Source organism: Streptomyces sp. NPDC040410 (assembly GCF_055595715.1).
In genome coordinates, this window is the sequence record NZ_JBVIVK010000022.1 from 1 (window position 1) to 17758 (window position 17758).

At 69.3% G+C, this 17758-nt stretch carries 18 protein-coding genes; 11 read left to right on the forward strand and 7 right to left on the reverse strand.

Annotated features, from left to right (window positions below):
• Positions 1–265: 265 nt before the first annotated feature.
• Positions 266–916 (forward strand): pirin family protein, encoded by a 651-nt coding sequence (locus tag ACZ562_RS31750; protein WP_471186414.1) that lies wholly within the window; start codon positions 266–268, stop codon positions 914–916.
• On the opposite strand, the gene ACZ562_RS31755 is transcribed toward ACZ562_RS31750, so the two are convergent.
• Together ACZ562_RS31755 and ACZ562_RS31760 are read right to left on the reverse strand one after the other, a co-directional pair.
• The gene (locus tag ACZ562_RS31755; protein WP_471186198.1) at positions 913–1746 is read right to left on the reverse strand and encodes a serine hydrolase domain-containing protein; all 834 of its coding nucleotides are present in this window, start codon (positions 1744–1746) and stop codon (positions 913–915) included. The genes ACZ562_RS31750 and ACZ562_RS31755 overlap by 4 nt on opposite strands.
• Positions 1747–1764: 18 nt before the next feature.
• Positions 1765–2232 carry a GNAT family N-acetyltransferase gene (locus tag ACZ562_RS31760; protein WP_471186200.1) on the reverse strand — a complete coding sequence of 156 codons (468 nt, stop codon included), beginning with the start codon at positions 2230–2232 and terminating at the stop codon, positions 1765–1767.
• Positions 2233–2329: 97 nt separating this feature from the next.
• On the opposite strand from ACZ562_RS31760, the gene ACZ562_RS31765 reads away from it, so the two are divergent.
• Positions 2330–2794 (forward strand): MerR family transcriptional regulator, encoded by a 465-nt coding sequence (locus ACZ562_RS31765; RefSeq protein WP_471186203.1) that lies wholly within the window; start codon positions 2330–2332, stop codon positions 2792–2794.
• Entirely contained in the window at positions 2791–3807 is a 1017-nt protein-coding gene (locus ACZ562_RS31770; RefSeq protein ID WP_471186206.1) for an aldo/keto reductase, read from the forward strand. The genes ACZ562_RS31765 and ACZ562_RS31770 overlap by 4 nt, the downstream gene beginning before the upstream one ends.
• A gap of 61 nt (positions 3808–3868) precedes the next feature.
• Here the strand turns inward: ACZ562_RS31770 and ACZ562_RS31775 are convergent, their stop codons facing one another.
• A complete protein-coding gene (locus ACZ562_RS31775) occupies positions 3869–4735 on the reverse strand; it encodes a DUF4429 domain-containing protein (protein WP_471186417.1) in 867 nt (288 codons plus the stop codon).
• A 57-nt stretch (positions 4736–4792) separates the two neighbouring features.
• Positions 4793–6010: an alpha/beta hydrolase gene (locus ACZ562_RS31780; protein ID WP_471186209.1), complete on the reverse strand. Its 1218-nt coding sequence runs from the start codon at positions 6008–6010 to the stop codon at positions 4793–4795.
• Positions 6011–6669: 659 nt separating this feature from the next.
• On the opposite strand from ACZ562_RS31780, the gene ACZ562_RS31785 reads away from it, so the two are divergent.
• Positions 6670–6981: a small hydrophobic protein gene (locus tag ACZ562_RS31785; RefSeq protein WP_471186211.1), complete on the forward strand. Its 312-nt coding sequence runs from the start codon at positions 6670–6672 to the stop codon at positions 6979–6981.
• Between the two features lie 52 nt (positions 6982–7033).
• On the opposite strand, the gene ACZ562_RS31790 is transcribed toward ACZ562_RS31785, so the two are convergent.
• Positions 7034–7789: a potassium channel family protein gene (locus ACZ562_RS31790; protein ID WP_471186214.1), complete on the reverse strand. Its 756-nt coding sequence runs from the start codon at positions 7787–7789 to the stop codon at positions 7034–7036.
• 78 nt (positions 7790–7867) lie between these two features.
• The gene (aceE, locus tag ACZ562_RS31795) at positions 7868–10600 is read right to left on the reverse strand and encodes a pyruvate dehydrogenase (acetyl-transferring), homodimeric type (RefSeq protein ID WP_471186216.1); all 2733 of its coding nucleotides are present in this window, start codon (positions 10598–10600) and stop codon (positions 7868–7870) included.
• Between the two features lie 365 nt (positions 10601–10965).
• Between aceE and ACZ562_RS31800 the strand changes: the two genes are divergently transcribed.
• From ACZ562_RS31800 to ACZ562_RS31825, 6 genes are all read left to right on the forward strand, one after another.
• Positions 10966–11403, forward strand: a complete 438-nt coding sequence (locus ACZ562_RS31800; protein ID WP_161063946.1) for a DUF3052 domain-containing protein — start codon at positions 10966–10968, stop codon at positions 11401–11403.
• A gap of 110 nt (positions 11404–11513) precedes the next feature.
• Positions 11514–11972, forward strand: a complete 459-nt coding sequence (locus tag ACZ562_RS31805; protein ID WP_471186219.1) for a peroxiredoxin — start codon at positions 11514–11516, stop codon at positions 11970–11972.
• 113 nt (positions 11973–12085) lie between these two features.
• Positions 12086–12661, forward strand: coding sequence for a TerD family protein (locus ACZ562_RS31810; RefSeq protein ID WP_471186222.1), 576 nt, complete (start codon positions 12086–12088; stop codon positions 12659–12661).
• A gap of 103 nt (positions 12662–12764) precedes the next feature.
• Entirely contained in the window at positions 12765–13340 is a 576-nt protein-coding gene (locus tag ACZ562_RS31815; protein ID WP_471186225.1) for a TerD family protein, read from the forward strand.
• 49 nt (positions 13341–13389) lie between these two features.
• The gene (locus ACZ562_RS31820; RefSeq protein WP_471186227.1) at positions 13390–14535 is read left to right on the forward strand and encodes a DUF475 domain-containing protein; all 1146 of its coding nucleotides are present in this window, start codon (positions 13390–13392) and stop codon (positions 14533–14535) included.
• Positions 14536–14698: 163 nt separating this feature from the next.
• Positions 14699–15436 carry a TerD family protein gene (locus tag ACZ562_RS31825; protein WP_471186229.1) on the forward strand — a complete coding sequence of 246 codons (738 nt, stop codon included), beginning with the start codon at positions 14699–14701 and terminating at the stop codon, positions 15434–15436.
• 122 nt (positions 15437–15558) lie between these two features.
• Here the strand turns inward: ACZ562_RS31825 and ACZ562_RS31830 are convergent, their stop codons facing one another.
• Positions 15559–16401 (reverse strand): TerD family protein, encoded by an 843-nt coding sequence (locus ACZ562_RS31830; RefSeq protein ID WP_471186232.1) that lies wholly within the window; start codon positions 16399–16401, stop codon positions 15559–15561.
• A gap of 175 nt (positions 16402–16576) precedes the next feature.
• Between ACZ562_RS31830 and ACZ562_RS31835 the strand changes: the two genes are divergently transcribed.
• Positions 16577–17752: an HpcH/HpaI aldolase/citrate lyase family protein gene (locus ACZ562_RS31835; protein ID WP_471186235.1), complete on the forward strand. Its 1176-nt coding sequence runs from the start codon at positions 16577–16579 to the stop codon at positions 17750–17752.
• Positions 17753–17758 lie beyond the last annotated feature (6 nt).

Genomic DNA, 17758 nt, shown 5'->3' on the forward strand with positions numbered 1-17758 from the left:
CCCCCCCCCCCCCCCCCCCCCCCCCCCCCCCCCCCCCCCCCCCCCCCCCCCCCCCCCCCCCCCCCCCCCCCCCCCCCCCCCCCCCCCCCCCCGCGCCCCCTCCGGCTCCCTCGCGGCCGGCGCGTGGGTGCGGTGGGCGTTGGCGGGCCCTTGCTGTCTCTCGGTGCTGGTGTGCCTTCTTCGGTTCCTTTGTGGCCGGCGCGTGCGTCGGGTGGGCGTGGGCGGGCCCCTGGCGCTGCCCGGCAGGGCTACCGTGGTGTCCGTGATGGACGTACGGCGCGCCACGGAGCGCTACCGCGGCGGCGACCCCGAGGCCGGCATCGAGTCCTGGCACGCCTTCTCGTTCGGCCCGCACTACGACCCCGGCAACCTCCGCTTCGGCGCGGTGCTGGCGTGCAACGAGGAGCGGCTCGCCCCCGGCGCCGGCTTCGACGAGCACCCCCACAGCCACACGGAGATCGTGACCTGGGTGGTCGAGGGCGAGCTGACCCACCGCGACTCGACGGGCCACGAGACGGTCGTGCGTGCCGGGGACGTGCAGCGGCTGAGCTCGGCGGCCGGCGTCCGCCACGTGGAGCGCAACGACGGCACGGCCCCGCTGACCTTCGTCCAGATGTGGCTGGCGCCCCTCACGGCGGGCGGCGACCCGTCGTACGGGATCGTCCGCGGCATCGCCGACGCGACGCCGTACGCGGTCCCCGGGGCGGGCGCCATGCTCCATGTACGCCGGCTGGCGGCGGGGGAGGGGACGGCGGTGCCGGACGGGCCGTACGTCTACGTGCATGTCGTACGCGGTGAAGTGCGGCTGGAGGACGAGGAGTTGGCGGCCGGGGACGCGGCGAGGATCACCGACGCCAAGGACCTGGACGTGGTGGGGGTGACCGCCGCGGAGCTGTTGGTGTGGGAGATGTCCTAGATCTGGGCGGTCTCGGCGATCTCGGCGCGCACCGCGTCCGTGAACTCCGGCCACGCCTGGACCGCCCACGGCCCGAAAGCGCGGTCGGTGAGGGTCACGCAGGCCGCCTGTGCGTCCGGGTCGATCCACAGGAACGTACCGGACTGGCCGAAGTGGCCGAAGGTGCGCGGGGAGGACGAGGGTCCCGTCCAGTGCGGGGACTTGGCGTCGCGGATCTCGAAGCCGAGGCCCCAGTCGTTGGGGCTCTGGTGGCCGTAGCCGGGCAGCACGCCCTTCGTCCCCGGGTACTGGACGGTCATCGCCGCGGCGACCGTACGCGGGTCGAGGAGGCGGGGCGCCTGCACCTCCGCCGCGAATCGCAGCAGGTCCTCGACCGTCGACACGCCGTCCTTGGCCGGCGAGCCCTCCAGCGAGGTCGACGTCATCCCCAGCGGCTCCAGGACCGCCTGCCGCAGGTACTCGGCGAACGGGATGCCGGCGGCCTTGGCGATGTGGTCTCCGAGCTGCTCGAAACCGGCGTTCGAGTAGAGCCGCCGCTCCCCGGGCGCGGCCGTCACCCGGCGCTCGTCGAAGGTCAGCCCCGAGGTGTGCGCAAGCAGATGACGCACCGTCGCTCCGGGCGGCCCGGCCGGCTCGTCGAGCTCGATCGCCCCCTCCTCGTACGCGACGAGCGCGGCGTACGCCGTGAGCGGCTTGGTGACCGAAGCCAGCGCGAAGCGCCGCGCGGCCGGCCCATGGGTCCCCAGGACCGCACCGTCCGCCCGTACGACACCCGCCGCAGCGGTGGGAACCGGCCAGTTTTCGATCAACGCAAGGCTCTGCAACGACATGCCGTCGAGCCTAAGTGCTCACAGAGTCAGCCCCATCGCGGGGTCCGGTTTGCGGACGAAGCCCAGGGAGGCGTACAGGGGCTCGGCCTCGGCGGACGCGGTGAGATTGCAGTACGTGACGCCCCGCTCGCGGAACCACTCCAGGAGTTCCATGCACGCGCGCGCGTAGCCCCGGCCCCGCGCGTCCGGGTCGGTGGCGACGCTGAACACGTAGCCGACCCTGCCCTGCGGACTGCCCGCCCTGCCGATCCGGTAGTCGACCGTCCCGGCCACCAGCGCCGCCAGCGCCTTCGGCCGCTCCGGGTGGTCGACGACGAACGCCGCGAAGCTCCCGCCGGGCTCCCCCAGCTGTTCCCGCAGCGCCGGCAGAGCCTGCGCGTGCCACCCGCTGTCGGGGTCCGACCCGGCGATCGAATCGATCATCACCTGGCGCAGACGCAGCACTTCCGCGGCGTCCTCGGGCGTGGCACGGCGTACGAGACTCATGCCTCGCACGGTAGCCACCGTGCCGCTGACGCGTCCTGTGGATTTCTCACCTGTTCTCCTTGCTTGGAGTGCACTCCAAGGCCCTAGCGTGGTGGCCATGACGGTGATGGAGACCACGGGTACCAGGACCGACAGCTGCGCAGCCCCGGCGCAACCCCGGCGGCGGCCGGAAGGCCAGGACAGCTACACGATCAGCGAGGTCGTCGCCTTCACCGGCCTGACGGCCCACACCCTGCGCTGGTACGAGCGGATCGGTCTGATGCCGCACATCGACCGCTCGCACACCGGCCAGCGCCGCTACAGCAACCGCGACCTGGACTGGCTCGACCTCGTCGGCAAGCTGCGGCTCACCGGCATGCCGGTGGCCGACATGGTGCGGTACGCGGAACTGGTGCGCGAGGGCGACAACACGTTCACCGCGCGCTTCGACCTCCTTGAGGAGACCCGCCGGGACGTTCTGGCCCGGATCGCGGAACTCCAGGACACGCTCGCAGTACTGGACCGGAAGATCAGTTACTACGCGGACGCCGGCCGCGCCCACGAAACGGGGAAGACAGGATGACGAACGCCAGGATCCCGACCGCGCGACTGGGCGGGAGCGGACCCGAGGTGGGCGCGCAGGGCCTCGGCTGCATGGGCATGAGCTTCGCGTACGGCCCCTCGGACGCCGGAGAGTCGCGGGCCACCCTGGAGCGGGCGCTGGAGCTGGGCGTGACGCTGTACGACACCGCGGACGCCTACGGAGCCGGCGAGAACGAGCGCTTCCTGTCCCCGTTCTTCAAGGCGCACCGCGACGAGGTCGTCATCGCCACGAAGTTCGCCCTGTCGGTCCCGCCGGGCGAGCCGGCCCGGCGGATCATACGCAACGACCGCCCCTACATCCGCCAGGCCGTCGAGGCGAGCCTTCAGCGCCTGGACGTCGACGTCATCGACCTCTACTACATGCACCGCCGTGACGTGAACGTCCCGATCGAGGAGACCGTCGGCGCGATGGCCGAGCTGGTACGCGAGGGCAAGATCAAGCACCTCGGCCTCAGCGAGGTCACGGCCGGCGAACTGCACGCCGCACAGGCCGTGCACCCGATCGCCGCCGTGCAGTCGGAGTGGTCGCTGTTCAGCCGGGACATCGAGGCGAACGTGGTCCCGGCGGCCCGCCGCCTGGGCGTGGCCCTGGTGCCGTACTCACCGCTCGGCCGAGGATTCCTCACGGGCTCGTTCGCCGACGCGGACCAGGACCTCACCGCCGACGACTTCCGCCGCCTGCAGCCGCGCTTCACCGGCGGCAACGCGGCCGCGAACGCGGCTCTGCTGGAGCCGATCCGAACCGTGGCCGAGGCCCACGCCGCGACGGTGGGCCAGATCGCCCTGGCCTGGGTGCAGCAGCAGGCAAAGGTGCACAGTCTGCCGGTCGTCCCGATCCCGGGCACCCGTAAGCCGGGAAGGGTGGAGGAGAACACGGCGGCGACGGCCGTCGAGCTGACGGAGGAGGAGCTGGCCCTCCTGGAGCCCATAGCGGCCAAGGTGGCGGGAGATCGCTACACGGACATGACGTTCACTTCTGCGGGACGGGAGTGAAGGCACCCAAGGGGCGCTGGGAAAGACACGAAAAGCCCCCACCGAACCGCACCACGCGGCACTAGAGTTCCGCCAGCAACTCGGCCTTCTTCACGGAGAACTCCTCATCAGTCACCAGTCCGGCCTGATGCAGTTCCCCGAGATGCCGAATCCGCTCGGCGATGTCCGCAGGGTCCCGGCGCGGCGCAGCCGCGGCCGGGACCGCCGCCACACCCCCACGCAGACGCACCGCGGCAAGCACCGCCGCCGCGAACGGCAACGACTCGTGTACGGGCCCGTATCCGAGCCCGAACACGACCGCCGCCGGATCCTGGTCGACCTGAGCCGGCGGCGCCCCCGCATCACGCCGCAACAGCCGTAGATGCCCCTCGAACACCTCGGGCGAGCGCCACTCGACCCCGCTCAGGCCGGTGACCGGAAAGCTCTGGTCGCCGGCCTTCCACTTCGTCGACGACGCCCCCGTCCAGAACCACCGGAAGTGCACCGTCTTACCGTCGAAGGACGCCTTCCCGTCGTACGCCTTGAAGTTCAGCGGCACGTCCGGAGCCGGCACCAGGAACCGCTCGGCCGGCCGGCCGTCCGCTTCGGTCAGCCGCGCCCGCAGCTCGTCCGCGTAGTACTCGGCGAGCGTCTCCCGCTCGACGGGCAGCACCAGCCGATACGGATCGCACCCCTCCTTGAGCTGTCCCGCGGCCGCCTCCATCAGCGGATCGGCGCCGGGCCTCGGCTCGGCGCGCAGAACGACGGTGCCGCGTTTGCCGGGGGTCAGGGTCACCCCGGCGATCGCCTCCAGGGGGATACGGCGCTCCCCCAGTGCCTGGAAGAGCTTGGGTGTTCGAATGCCCCGTTCGTAACGGATGAGCACCGAGTCGGACTCGAACTCCCAGGCGGCATGAAATCCGGCCAGTACGTCACCCATGCGGCTCATCGTATGCGGCACGAGCTCCTCCGTCCCATCCCCGCGCAGACCGCAGTTTCTGCGCCTCTACGCGCGTCCGGCCGTCGCCGTGCCGGACAGACCCTTCCAGCAGGCGTTGTCCTCGTCGGCACACACGACCGAGCGGTATGCGCCGACGCCGATCTCCGCGAAGTTGAGCAGGCTCGCCGTGCCCGGCTCGAAATAGCCGCTGTGGCCCTCCGCGCCCTGCGCCGACAGCACCCGCGCACCGAACGCCGAGGACACCGGGTCGGCGCCGTGGCCCAGCCCGCCGACCTCCAGGTACGGCACGTCCTGGACCCAGTCGGTGGCGTCCCGCATCGCCCACACCTGGGCGGAGGTGTCCAGCTGGGAGGCCTTCTCGACGCGCATGCCGGGGCTGGCGGCCACGGCCACGTCGGACACCCGGTCCGGCAGGGTGTGCGCGGCGAGGCCGCACACCACGGAACCGTAACTGTGGCAGAACAGCGCGACGGGCGAGCGGCCGGGCAGGCCGCCCAGCAGCGCGTTCAGGCGGACGGCGCCGTCCTTGGCGCGCATCGCGGTGGCCGAGTCGATGCCGAGTCCGTCGGGTGCCGTGTAGTCGGCCCAGGCGATCACGGCCGTACGCGTGGTGGGGCCCGCGTCGCGTTCTGCCGCGTAGAGGGCCTTGGCCATGCCGACGGGCGCCGAGTACTTGCGGTTCGTGCGCTGGAAGGTGAGCAGGTCGGTGTCGACGCCGGGGACGACGACGGAGACCCGCTCGGCCTTGGTCAGGTTGCCGAAGACCTCGGCGACCCGCCCCGAGCCCGCGGGGTCGAAGGCGAGGATCTTGCGGTGCCCGCTCATCAGCGTCCCGAAGCGCTCCATACGGCGGGCCGCCGCCTGCTGCCCGTCCGGCGTGAGGCGGCTGTCGTGCATGCGCTTGCGCTCGACCGTGCGCGCCTTTCTGAGCGCGATGCGGTTGGCGCGGTAGCGGAGCGTGACGGGGGCGCCGTTCATGTTGCCGACCGCGAGCGGGTAGCGCCGCGCCAGCCTGGCGCGCTCCTGCGCGGTGAGCGAGGCGAAGAACCGGGTGAGCAGGGCGGGCGCCGCGTTCGGGTCCGGCAGCCGGTGTCCGTCGATGCGGCCGTGCTCCCACGCGGTGAGCGAGGCCTGCAGTGCGGTCGTGCCCCGCTGGTGGCGCAATGCGGTCCAGCCGGTGGTCGCCAGCATCACGAACACCACGGCCAGCGCGAGCAGTGCGCGCCAGACGTTCAGTTGGGGGGAGGTGTCGAAGGAAGTCACTGAAAGGACACACTAGGAGAACGAGAGGGTCTCGCGTTAACCAAGTGACGGGGATCACGTTTGGCCAAACGCGACAATGTCCTCAACTCGTACGCCAGTTCCCGACAAGGGCGGTCCCGTCCGGTCGAGATACGACGCGGCCCGCTCGGGCATGGCCTCGACGCTGAAGTCGTCCCCCACGGACCGCATCCGCTCGGTCACCCGGATCACGGCACTGAAGACGGCCACTCCGCTCGGTCGCGCTGGCCGCGGGTGTCGTCCTGATGGTCCTGACGGCCATCGCCTTCATGGGCGGCCTGTCTTCGTCACCTTCCACCTGCGGAACGTGCACCGCATGAGCCCGATCGACGGCGGCAGTCCTCGTCGCGCTGCTCACCAGGCGCGGGGAGAACGCGGAGGCGGGCGCGGGCGCCGCGCACACCTGACGGCCGTCCGGCCAAGGCAGGGGGAAACAAGCCGAGTTCGCCTATCAGGGTGACAACGCTAAAGATCCCTCCCTTCCGGTACGCGCCGCGGGTCACAGTGGCGGCCGGTGCTGGGGCGCGCTGCCGGAGGGGGGCGGCGCGCCCGCAGACCGGAGGATTGGGAGACGCAGCGGGGGTACTCGCCTCGTCGAACCCGGAAGAGAACCCGAATCAACCCAGGGTTTCAGGGAGTTGATGATGGCGGGCTTCGGACACGGAACGCGCGGGTACCCCCGCTCTCGTGGCCGCATGGGGTCACGGACCGGGCCGGATCGCGCGACGCTCGGGATCATCGGAGTCATCTGCGCGGTCGCCGGTTTCGTCGTGCTGGGGATCGTCCTCGGCCCGTTGGCGGTCGTCTGCGGCTGGCTCGCCATGGGCCGCGGCCGGTCGGGCGGAAGCCGCTCGGTCCCGGCCCTGGTCGCCCTCGTTCTGGGCGCCATCGATACGCTCCTTGCGGTCATCTGGCTCGCGTGGGCGGCGACTCCGGGAAGCGGCATGTTCTGACCCGGGCGGGAAGGCCCCCGGAGGGACGCCCGGGGGCCCGCGTCCGTTCCCGTCAGCCGTCGGCCGCTCCGGTCACGCTCTCCGACGGTGAGCGCAGCGCAGCCACCTCCGCCCGCAGCGCCCGCACCTCGTCCGTCAGCGCCCGGATCGCCTCCGTCTGCCGCCATTCCTCCACGTCGTCCTTCTCGAACCGTGCGATGAACCACGCGGCGATGTTGGCGGTCACCACACCGAGCAGCGCGATCCCGGAGAGCATCAGCCCCACCGCGATCATCCGCCCCAGCCCGGTGGTCGGCGCGTGGTCCCCGTACCCCACGGTCGTCATCGTCGTGAACGACCACCACACCGCGTCACCCAGCGTCCTGATGTTCCCGTCCGGTGACTCCCGCTCCACGGACAGCACCGCCAGCGAGCCGAACATCAGCAGCCCGACCACGGCCCCCGCGACATACGTCGTCAGCCGGATCTGCGAGGCCATCCTCGCGCGCCGCTGAACCAGCAGCAGCGTCGAGACCAGCCGCAGCAGCCGCAACGGCTGGATCAGGGGCAGCAGCACCGCACACAGGTCCAGCCGGTGCGTGCGTACGAACTCCTTGCGGTGCCGTGCGAGGGCCAGCCTCACCACGTAGTCCGCGGCGAACACCGCCCACACCACCCACTCGACCACCGTGCACACGGCGGTCAGCGTCTTGCCCGCCGAACTGTCCACGATCGGCACCGCGTACGCGACGGCGAACGCCACCGCGAGTGCCATCAGAGGTCGTTGGGTGCGCTGTTCCCACCGGGCCTGCGCCGACTGTTCCTCCATGCCCGCATCGTAAAGAACGTGTGAAGGGCGGCGGAGCCGCAAGCCCCGCCGCCCTCGGGCGCACCCGTGTACCGGTCGCTACGCGTCGCCGCCCGCGGCGCCGGGGTCGGCCGCCGACACGTCCAGCAGCTGGTACCGGTCGATCGCCTGCTTCAGCACCGACCGGTCCACCTTGCCCTCCTTCGCCAGCTCGGTCAGCACCGCGACGACGATCGACTGCGCGTCGATGTGGAAGAAGCGCCGCGCCGCACCGCGCGTGTCCGCGAACCCGAACCCGTCCGCTCCCAGCGACTGGTATGTCCCCGGCACCCACCGCGCGATCTGGTCCGGCACCGACCGCATCCAGTCCGACACGGCGACGAAGGGCCCCTGCGCACCCGAGAGCTTGCGCGTCACGTACGGCACGCGCTGCTCCTCCTCGGGGTGCAGCAGGTTGTGCTCCTCCACCGCGACCGCGTCGCGCCGCAGCTCGTTCCAGGAGGTCGCCGACCACACGTCGGCGCGCACGTTCCACTCCTCGGCGAGGATCCGCTGCGCCTCGATCGCCCATGGCAGGGCCACGCCCGAGGCGATGACCTGCGCCGGGATCGATCCCGACGTGCCCTCGCCGAACCGGTACAGGCCCTTGACGATGCCCTCGGCGTCCACGTTCTCCGGCTCGGCGGGGTGCTGGATGGGCTCGTTGTAGACGGTGAGGTAGTAGAAGACGTCCTCGCTGTCCGGCCCGTACATCCGGCGCAGGCCGTCCTGCACGATGTGCGCGATCTCGAACGAGAACGCCGGGTCGTACGCCACACAGCCCGGGTTGGTCGAGGCGAGCAGCTGCGAGTGGCCGTCGGCGTGCTGGAGACCCTCACCGGTGAGCGTCGTACGGCCGGCGGTCGCACCGAGGACGAAACCGCGCGCCAGCTGGTCGGACATCTGCCAGAACTGGTCTCCGGTGCGCTGGAAACCGAACATCGAGTAGAAGACGTACACCGGGATGAGCGGCTCGCCGTGCGTGGCGTACGCCGAGCCGGCCGCGATCAGTGAGGCGGTGCAGCCGGCCTCCGAGATGCCGTCATGCAGCATCTGCCCGGTCGGCGACTCCTTGTAGGCGAGGAGCAGATCCCGGTCCACGGACTCGTACTGCTGGCCGAGCGGGTTGTAGATCTTCGCGCTCGGGAAGAAGGAGTCCATACCGAAGGTGCGGTACTCGTCCGGCGCGATCAGCACGAACCGCTTGCCGATCTCCTTGTCCCGCATGAGGTCCTTCAGCAGTCGTACGAACGCCATGGTCGTGGCGATCGACTGCTGGCCGGAGCCCTTCTTCACGGTCGCGTACGTCTTGTCGTCGGGCAGCGCGAGTGGCTTGGCGCGCACGACTCGCGTCGGGACGTACCCGCCGAGCCCCTTGCGCCGGTCGTGCATGTACTGGAGCTCCTCCGAGTCCCGGCCCGGGTGGTAGTACGGCGGCGCCCCGGACTCCAGCTCCTTGTCGGAGATCGGCAGGTGCAGGCGGTCGCGGAAGCCCTTGAGGTCGTCGACCGTCAGCTTCTTCATCTGGTGGGTGGCGTTGCGGCCCTCGAAGTTCGGGCCCAGCGTCCAGCCCTTGATGGTCTTGGCCAGGATGACCGTCGGCTGGCCCTTGTGCTCCTTGGCCGCCTTGAACGCCGCGTAGATCTTCCGGTGGTCGTGACCGCCGCGGCCCAGGTGCAGGATCTGGTCGTCGGTCATGTTCTCGACCATCGCGCGCAGCCGGTGGTCGTCGCCGAAGAAGTGCTCGCGGATGTAGGCGCCGGTCTCGGTCGCGTACGTCTGGAACTGCCCGTCCGGCGTGGTGTTCATCTTGTTGACCAGGATGCCGTCCCGGTCCTGCGCGAGCAGCGGGTCCCAGGAGCGGTCCCAGATCAGCTTGATCACGTTCCAGCCGGCGCCCCGGAAGATCGACTCCAGCTCCTGGATGACCTTGCCGTTGCCGCGCACCGGGCCGTCGAGCCGCTGCAGGTTGCAGTTGACGACGAAGGTGAGGTTGTCCAGGCCCTCGCGCGCGGCGATGGACAGCTGGCCGAGCGACTCGGGCTCGTCCATCTCGCCGTCGCCGAGGAACGTCCACACGTGCGACTTGGACGTGTCCGCGATCCCCCGCGCGTGCATGTAGCGGTTCATCCGCGCCTGGTAGATCGCGCCGATCGGGCCGAGGCCCATCGACACGGTCGGGAACTCCCAGAAGTCCGGCATCAGCCGCGGGTGCGGGTAGCTGGACAGCCCGTACGGCGCCTTCGACTTCTCCTGCCGGAACGCGTCCAGGTTCCGCTCGTCCAGCCGGTCGAGCAGGTACGCGCGCGCGTAGATGCCCGGCGAGGCGTGGCCCTGGAAGAAGACCTGGTCGCCGCCGTCGCCCTCGTCCTTGCCGCGGAAGAAGTGGTTGAAGCCCACGTCATAGAGCGAGGCGGAGGAGGCGAAGGTGGCGATGTGGCCGCCGACACCGATGCCCGGCCGCTGGGCACGCGAGACCATCACGGCCGCGTTCCAGCGGGTCGCGTTGAGGATCCTGCGCTCGATCTCCTCGTTGCCGGGGAAAAACGGCTCGCTCTTGGTCGGGATGGTGTTGACGTAGTCCGTGCTGCGCATCTCGGGCACGGCCACGCGCTTCTCACGGGCCCGCTCGATCAGTCGCAGCATCAGGTAGCGGGCCCGCTCCCGGCCTCGCTCGTCCACCGCGGCGTCGAGGGAGTCGAGCCACTCCTGGGTTTCCTCGGGATCGAAGTCAGGAACCTGACTCGGAAGGCCGCCAATGATGATCGGGTTTCGATCGGATCCGGAAGCCACGCTGTTCCTTACCTGTCAGAGGGCTGCTTTTTCGAGGTTTTCCTTGGGGGGATTCGGTATGCCTGCGCCGTTCCCCATCGTGTACCTCGGGAGGTCAAACGTCATCTCTACTGCGAGGTAACCAGGATCTGCGCTGCCTCTCCTGGTTCCCAAACGCACAAACAGGGCAGAAAGGTGTGGTGTACGTCACCTCGGGACCGGACAGCGTGCCTGGAGTTGCGGCGACACGGCCCGGATCGTCACCGTTTCGGCGGTCTGAACGGCCGGGTACTTGCGCGATCCGTCCCGCCCGTGTGGACTACGGCCAATGCCTCGCGCACGCGCGTGGCTGAGATATTCACCAAAACATGATCAGGAGGCAACCCGTGAGCGCGACCGCGGACCACGCGGAGGAGCGGACGAACCCTGCCGTCAGGCTGGGGTTCCAGCCCGAGCAGGTGGTCCAGGAGATCGGCTACGACGACGACGTAGACCAGGAACTCCGCGAGGCCATTGAGGAAGTCATCGGCAGCGACCTCGTGGACGAGGAATACGACGACGTCGCCGACGCCGTTGTGCTGTGGTTCCGTGACGAGGACGGCGACCTGACCGATGTACTGGTGGATGCCATCACGTACATCGAGGAAGGCGGCTCGATCCTGCTGCTGACGCCGAAGACCGGCCGTGACGGCTACGTGGAGCCGAGTGACATCTCCGAAGCCGCGACGACGGCGGGGCTGTCCGCGTCCAAGAGTGTCAGCGTCGGCAAGGACTGGAGCGGCAGCCGGCTGGTGACGCCGAAGGCGGCCAAGTCCAAGAGGTGACCTCCTCCCGGACGGGCTGATTTCGGTCGGCCCGTCCGTGGGCCCCAGGTGATCGCTGCGTAGGGTGTTCCCACCACCCGAACAGCCCCACCGAAGGGACATTCAGGACCATGGCGATCCAGGTCGGCGACAAGGCACCCGACTTTGAACTCAAGGACAACCACGGCCGGACCGTGAAGCTGTCCGACTTCCGCGGTGACAAGAACGTGGTGCTGCTCTTCTACCCCTTCGCCTTCACCGGCGTGTGCACCGGTGAGCTGTGCGAGGTGCGGGACAACCTGCCGAAGTTCTCCGACCGTGACACCCAGGTGCTCGCCGTCTCCAACGACTCCATCCACACCCTGCGCGTGTTCGCCGAGCAGGAGGGTCTGGAGTACCCGCTGCTGTCCGACTTCTGGCCGCACGGCGAGGCCTCGCGCGCGTACGGAGTATTCGACGAGGACAAGGGCTGCGCGGTGCGCGGGACCTTCGTCATCGACAAGGAGGGCGTCGTGCGCTGGACCGTTGTCAACGGTCTGCCGGACGCGCGTGACCTGAACGAGTACGTCAAGGCGCTCGACACCCTGTGATTCTTCGGGTCCAAGCCCTGCGTCGGGCGGGAACCCGTCACTAGGATCGACTCGTTGATCCGATATCAAACGCACGGCGGGGCTCCCCGCCCCTGGACACAAATGGAGGACTCGTGGGAGTCAGCCTCAGCAAGGGCGGCAACGTATCACTGACCAAGGAGGCCCCGGGCCTGACCGCGGTCATCGTCGGTCTGGGGTGGGACGTCCGCACCACGACCGGCACCGACTTCGACCTCGATGCCAGCGCGCTGCTGACGAACGCGGAGGGCAAGGTCGGCAACGACGCGAACTTCGTCTTCTTCAACAACCTCAAGAGCCCGGACGGCTCGGTCGAGCACACCGGTGACAACCTCACCGGTGAGGGCGAGGGCGACGACGAGCAGATCAAGGTCAACCTCGCTGGCGTCCCGACCGACGTCGAGAAGATCGTCTTCCCCGTGTCGATCTACGACGCCGAGAACCGTCAGCAGTCCTTCGGCCAGGTCCGCAACGCGTTCATCCGCGTGGTGAACCAGGCCGGCGGCGCCGAGATCGCCCGCTACGACCTCTCCGAGGACGCTTCCACCGAGACCGCCATGGTCTTCGGTGAGCTGTACCGGCACGGCGCGGAGTGGAAGTTCCGCGCCATCGGCCAGGGCTACGCCTCGGGCCTGCGCGGCATCGCGCAGGACTTCGGCGTGAACGTCTGAGTTCGTCCGAGAGGTCTCACCGTCCGGCGCCGTACCGTTTGTGTGCGGCGCCGGACGTGCAGGACAAACCAGAGAAGCACTGTCTCGGGGAGGGACCAGCAACATGGGCGTCACGCTCGCCAAGGGAGGCAACGTCTCCCTGTCCAAGGCCGCTCCGAACCTCACGCAGGTGATGGTCGGACTCGGCTGGGACGCGCGCTCCACCACCGGAGCCCCCTTCGACCTCGACGCCAGCGCACTGCTGTGCAACGGCGGGCGAGTGCTGGGGGACGAGTGGTTCGTGTTCTACAACCAGCTCAAGAGCCCGGACGGCTCGGTGGAGCACACCGGTGACAACCTCACCGGCGAGGGCGACGGCGACGACGAGTCGCTCCTCGTCGACCTCGCCAAGGTGCCGGCCCAGTGCGACAAGATCGTCTTCCCGGTCTCCATCCACATGGCCGACGAGCGCGGCCAGACCTTCGGCCAGGTGAGCAACGCCTTCATCCGGGTCGTCAACCAGGCCGACGGCCAGGAACTCGCGCGCTACGACCTGAGCGAGGACGCCTCCACCGAAACGGCCATGATCTTCGGCGAGCTCTACCGCTACCAGGGCGAATGGAAGTTCCGAGCCGTTGGACAGGGGTACGCGTCGGGCCTGCGGGGCATCGCTCTAGACTTCGGAGTCAACGTTTCGTAAAGCCGAGTACGGCGCGGGGGAGACCCGTACACACATGATTGGGTAGCCAGTGCTTCTGAAAACCTTCGGCTGGTCGTTCGCGGTCACCGCGCTCGGCCTGGTCGCGGCGGTCTTCTACGGGGGGTGGACCGCCTTCGGTATCGTGGCGATCCTCTCCGTCCTGGAGATCTCCCTGTCCTTCGACAACGCGGTGGTCAACGCCGGGATCCTGAAGAAGATGAACGCCTTCTGGCAGAAGATCTTCCTCACGATCGGCGTCCTCATCGCCGTCTTCGGTATGCGGCTGGTGTTCCCCGTCGTCATCGTCGCGATCAGTGCCAAGATCGGCCCGATCGACGCGGTCGATCTCGCGCTGAACGACAAGGACCACTACCAGGAACTCGTGACCGACGCCCACCCGTCGATCGCCGCTTTCGGTGGCATGTTCCTGCTGATGATCTTCCTGGACTTCATCTTCGAGGACCGGGACATCAAGTGGCTCGCGTGGCTGGAGCGCCCGCTGGCCAAGCTCGGCAAGGTCGACATGCTGTCGGTCTGCATCGCCCTGATCGTGCTGCTCGTCTCCGCGATGACCTTCGCGACCCACGCCCACCAGCACGGCGGTGCGCACGTCGACAAGGCGCAGACGGTCCTCATCTCCGGCATCGCGGGCCTGATCACCTACATGATCGTGGGCGGCCTGTCCGGCTACTTCGAGGACAAGCTCGAAGAGGAGGAGGAACGCGAGCACGAGGCGGAGGAAGAGGCCGAACGCAGCGGCAAACCACGCTCGGCAGTAGCCCTGGCCGGCAAGGCCGCGTTCTTCATGTTCCTCTACCTCGAGGTCCTCGACGCGTCGTTCTCCTTCGACGGTGTGATCGGCGCCTTCGCCATCACCAACGACATCGTGCTGATGGCGCTGGGTCTGGGCATCGGGGCGATGTACGTCCGTTCGCTGACCGTCTACCTCGTGCGTCAGGGCACCCTCGACGACTACGTGTACCTCGAGCACGGCGCGCACTACGCGATCGGCGCCCTCGCCGTGATCCTCCTGGTCACCATCCAGTACCAGATCAGCGAGATCATCACCGGTCTCATCGGCGTCGTCCTGATCGGCTGGTCCTTCTGGTCCTCCGTGCGCCGCAACCGTGCCCTCGCGGCCGAGGGAAAAGCGAAGGCCTCGGACGAGAAGACTGAGGTCTCGTCCGGGGTGTGACCGGCCCCGTTCCCGGAGGCTCGGTTCGCCTCCGGGGCGCCAAAGCCGGGTCCGTTCCTTGGTGTGAACCGGGCCGGGGAGAGGAACGCTCTGTGCGGGGCGGCCGGTGAGGACGTGTCCTCCGGCCGCCCCGCCGGTTTTTCCAGTGGATGTGGGGGCGGGAATGGGCTTCTTGGACGGACTGTGGCCCGGTCGGGTGGCCGACTTCGACTCGGGCAGCGCGGCGACCAACGCGATCGAGCTGACCAAACGGCACCACCAGGTCTCCCTCACCAGGCAGGGAGCGGCCACCGGGCACCTGCGCGTCAACCTGAACTGGCGGATGCGCACGTCCGACATCGGCGGTTCGCAGCGGGAGAGTCTGCTGCGGCACCCCTTGAAGGCGCTCAAGCCGCCGGAGGTGCTGGAGCACAGCCAGAGCATGGTCAACGTCGACCTCGACCTGGGGTGCCTGTACGAGCTGGCGGACGGGACGAAGGGGGTCGTCCAGCCGCTCGGGGGGTACTTCGGTGACGTCAATGCTCCGCCGTACGTCAAGCTCAGCGGGGACGACCGGTTCGGGTCCGCGTCGGGGGAGACGATGTACGTCAACCTCGACCATCGCGACGACATCAAGCGGCTGCTGGTCTTTGTCTACATCTACGACCAGACCCCCGCGTTCGACCGTACCCACGCAGTCGTCACGCTCTACCCCAGCAACGGGCCCCGCATCGAGATCGGCCTCGACGAGCGGCATCCGCAGGCCCGGTCCTGCGCGGTCGTGATGATCGAGAACGTCAAGGGCGAGATGATCGTGCGGCGTGAGGTGAAGTTCGTCTACGGGTTCCAGGCCGAGCTTGACCGGTTGTACGGGTGGGGGTTGCAGTGGGGACGGGGGTACAAGGCCAAAGCGGAGCGCTGACGCCGGGTCCCGGCCGGTTCGCCCAAAAGCTCGGACTCTCCCGTGCGCCGGGCGGCTGCGGCCCGTCTGGCCGGTCGCGCAGCTCCCCGCGCCCCCGGGCGGCTGCTCCTGGTGCCGCGGCCCTAGCGTCCGATGAACTGCGGCCCTTGCGGCGGCAGGCGGAAGTCCGGGTTCGGCGTCGTCGTCGCAGGAGGCGGATAGCCGTACCCGGACTGCGCACCCGTCCCCGCCGCGGCCGGAAGAGGAGCCGTCTGCGGGTATCCGTACGCCGGCTGTCCGGCCGTCTGGGGATAGCCGTAGGCCGGCTGGGCCGGGACCCCCGTCGGCTGCTCCGGCGGGAGCGGGCGGGAGACCTCCGGTGCCGTCTGGGCCGGGGCCGTCCACTGGGGCGGCTGGGTCGCGCCGGGTTCCTCCGCCGTCTCCGACTCGTCGACCGAGATGCCGTAGTCGGTGGCCAGGCCCTTCAGGCCGTTCGAGTAGCCCTCGCCCAGGGCGCGGAACTTCCAGCCCTTCCCGCGGCGGTACAGCTCACCGCAGATCAGCGCGGTCTCCTGGCCCGTCTCCGGCTTGATGTCGAAGTAGGCCAGCGGCTCGCCGTCGGCGGCCGAGGCGTCGTACAGCAGGATGCGCAGGTCCCGTACGCGGTCGAAGGTCGTGCCGTCCGCCGAGGCGACCAGCAGAATCTGGCCGACTCCGGACTCGACACCGGCCAAGTCTGTCTGGATCGTGTCCGTCAGGCCCTCGGTGCCGCGTTTCTTGCCGAGCCGCCAGACCTTCCCGGAGGGGTGCCGGGGCTGGTTGTAGAAGACGAAGTCCTCGTCAGAGCGCACACGACTGTCGAGGCCGAGGAGCAGCGCCGAGGCGTCGACGTCCGGAACCCCCTGCCCGGGTGTCCAGCGCAGCACGGCGCGCACCGTCGTGGCCTCCAGTGGGACGTTCGACCCCTTCAGCATCGCGTGCGTCATGCGGTCATCCTGCCCTCTCGGTCCTGATCACGACAATGCGGGGTACTCGCTCCGACAGAGCCGGGTTACCTGAAATTCATGCCCTGCCGGAGCGTCTGACATGGATCCCTACGTACTATTACCGGCCACCTGTCATCAGTTCACAGGGGTCGCTCAGCCATCACGGGGGAGTTCTATGCGTCATTTCGGGCACATCGCCCCTGAGGTGCGGCAGCGCCTGTTCCACCAGGAGCCGTGCGAGTTCACCGCGGACTCCCCGGCCAGGCTGCTGTCCGTCGCCCTCGGGGCCACGCTCTACAGTCCGGCCACGCGGCCCCGGCTCGCGGACGACATCGTCAAGCAGACCGGGCGCGGCGTGGTCTCGATGGTGCTGTGCCTGGAGGACTCGATCGGCGACGAGGACGTCGCCGACGGCGAGGAGAACCTCGTACGACAGTTCGCGGACCTCGCCGGACGGGACGGCGCGGACCCGCCGCTGCTGTTCATCCGGGTGCGGGTGCCCGAGCAGATCCCCGACCTCGTACGACGTCTCGGCCCCGCCGTCCGGCTGCTGTCCGGGTTCGTGATCCCGAAGTTCAACGAGGAGCGCGGTGTCCCGTTCCTCGAGGCCCTGGCGACGGCCGAGGCCGAGAGCGGACGGCGCCTGTTCGGCATGCCGGTGCTCGAGTCGCCGGAGCTGCTGTACCGGGAGTCCCGCGTGGAGACCCTGGAGGGCATCTCCCGCGCGGTCGGCAAGTATCGCGACCGCGTGCTGGCACTGCGGCTCGGCGTGACCGACTTCTGCTCCTCGTACGGGCTGCGCCGGGCACCCGACATGACGGCGTACGACGTCCAGATCGTCGCCTCCGTGATCGCCGACGTGGTGAACATGCTGGGGCGGGCCGACGGCACCGGGTTCACGGTGACCGGGCCCGTGTGGGAGTACTTCCGCGTCCAGGAGCGCATGTTCAAGCCGCAGCTGCGGCGCAGCCCCTTCCTGGAGGGGCAGGCCGAGGAGCTGCGCGAGGCGCTGATCGAGCATGCCATGGACGGGCTGCTGCGCGAGATCGCCCTCGACCAGGCCAACGGCCTGCTCGGCAAGACGTGCATCCACCCCTCCCATGTGCTGCCGGTGCACGCCCTGTCGGTGGTCAGTCACGAGGAGTTCAGCGACGCGCAGGACATCCTGCGGCCGGAACGCGGCGGCGGGGGTGTGCTGAGGTCGGCGTACACGAACAAAATGAATGAAGTGAAACCGCACCGCGCCTGGGCGGAGCGGACCGTGCTGCGCGCCGAGGTCTTCGGGGTGGCGAACGAGGACATCGGCTTCGTGGAGCTCCTCGCGGCCGGGATACCGGCCGACAACCGCTGACAACCA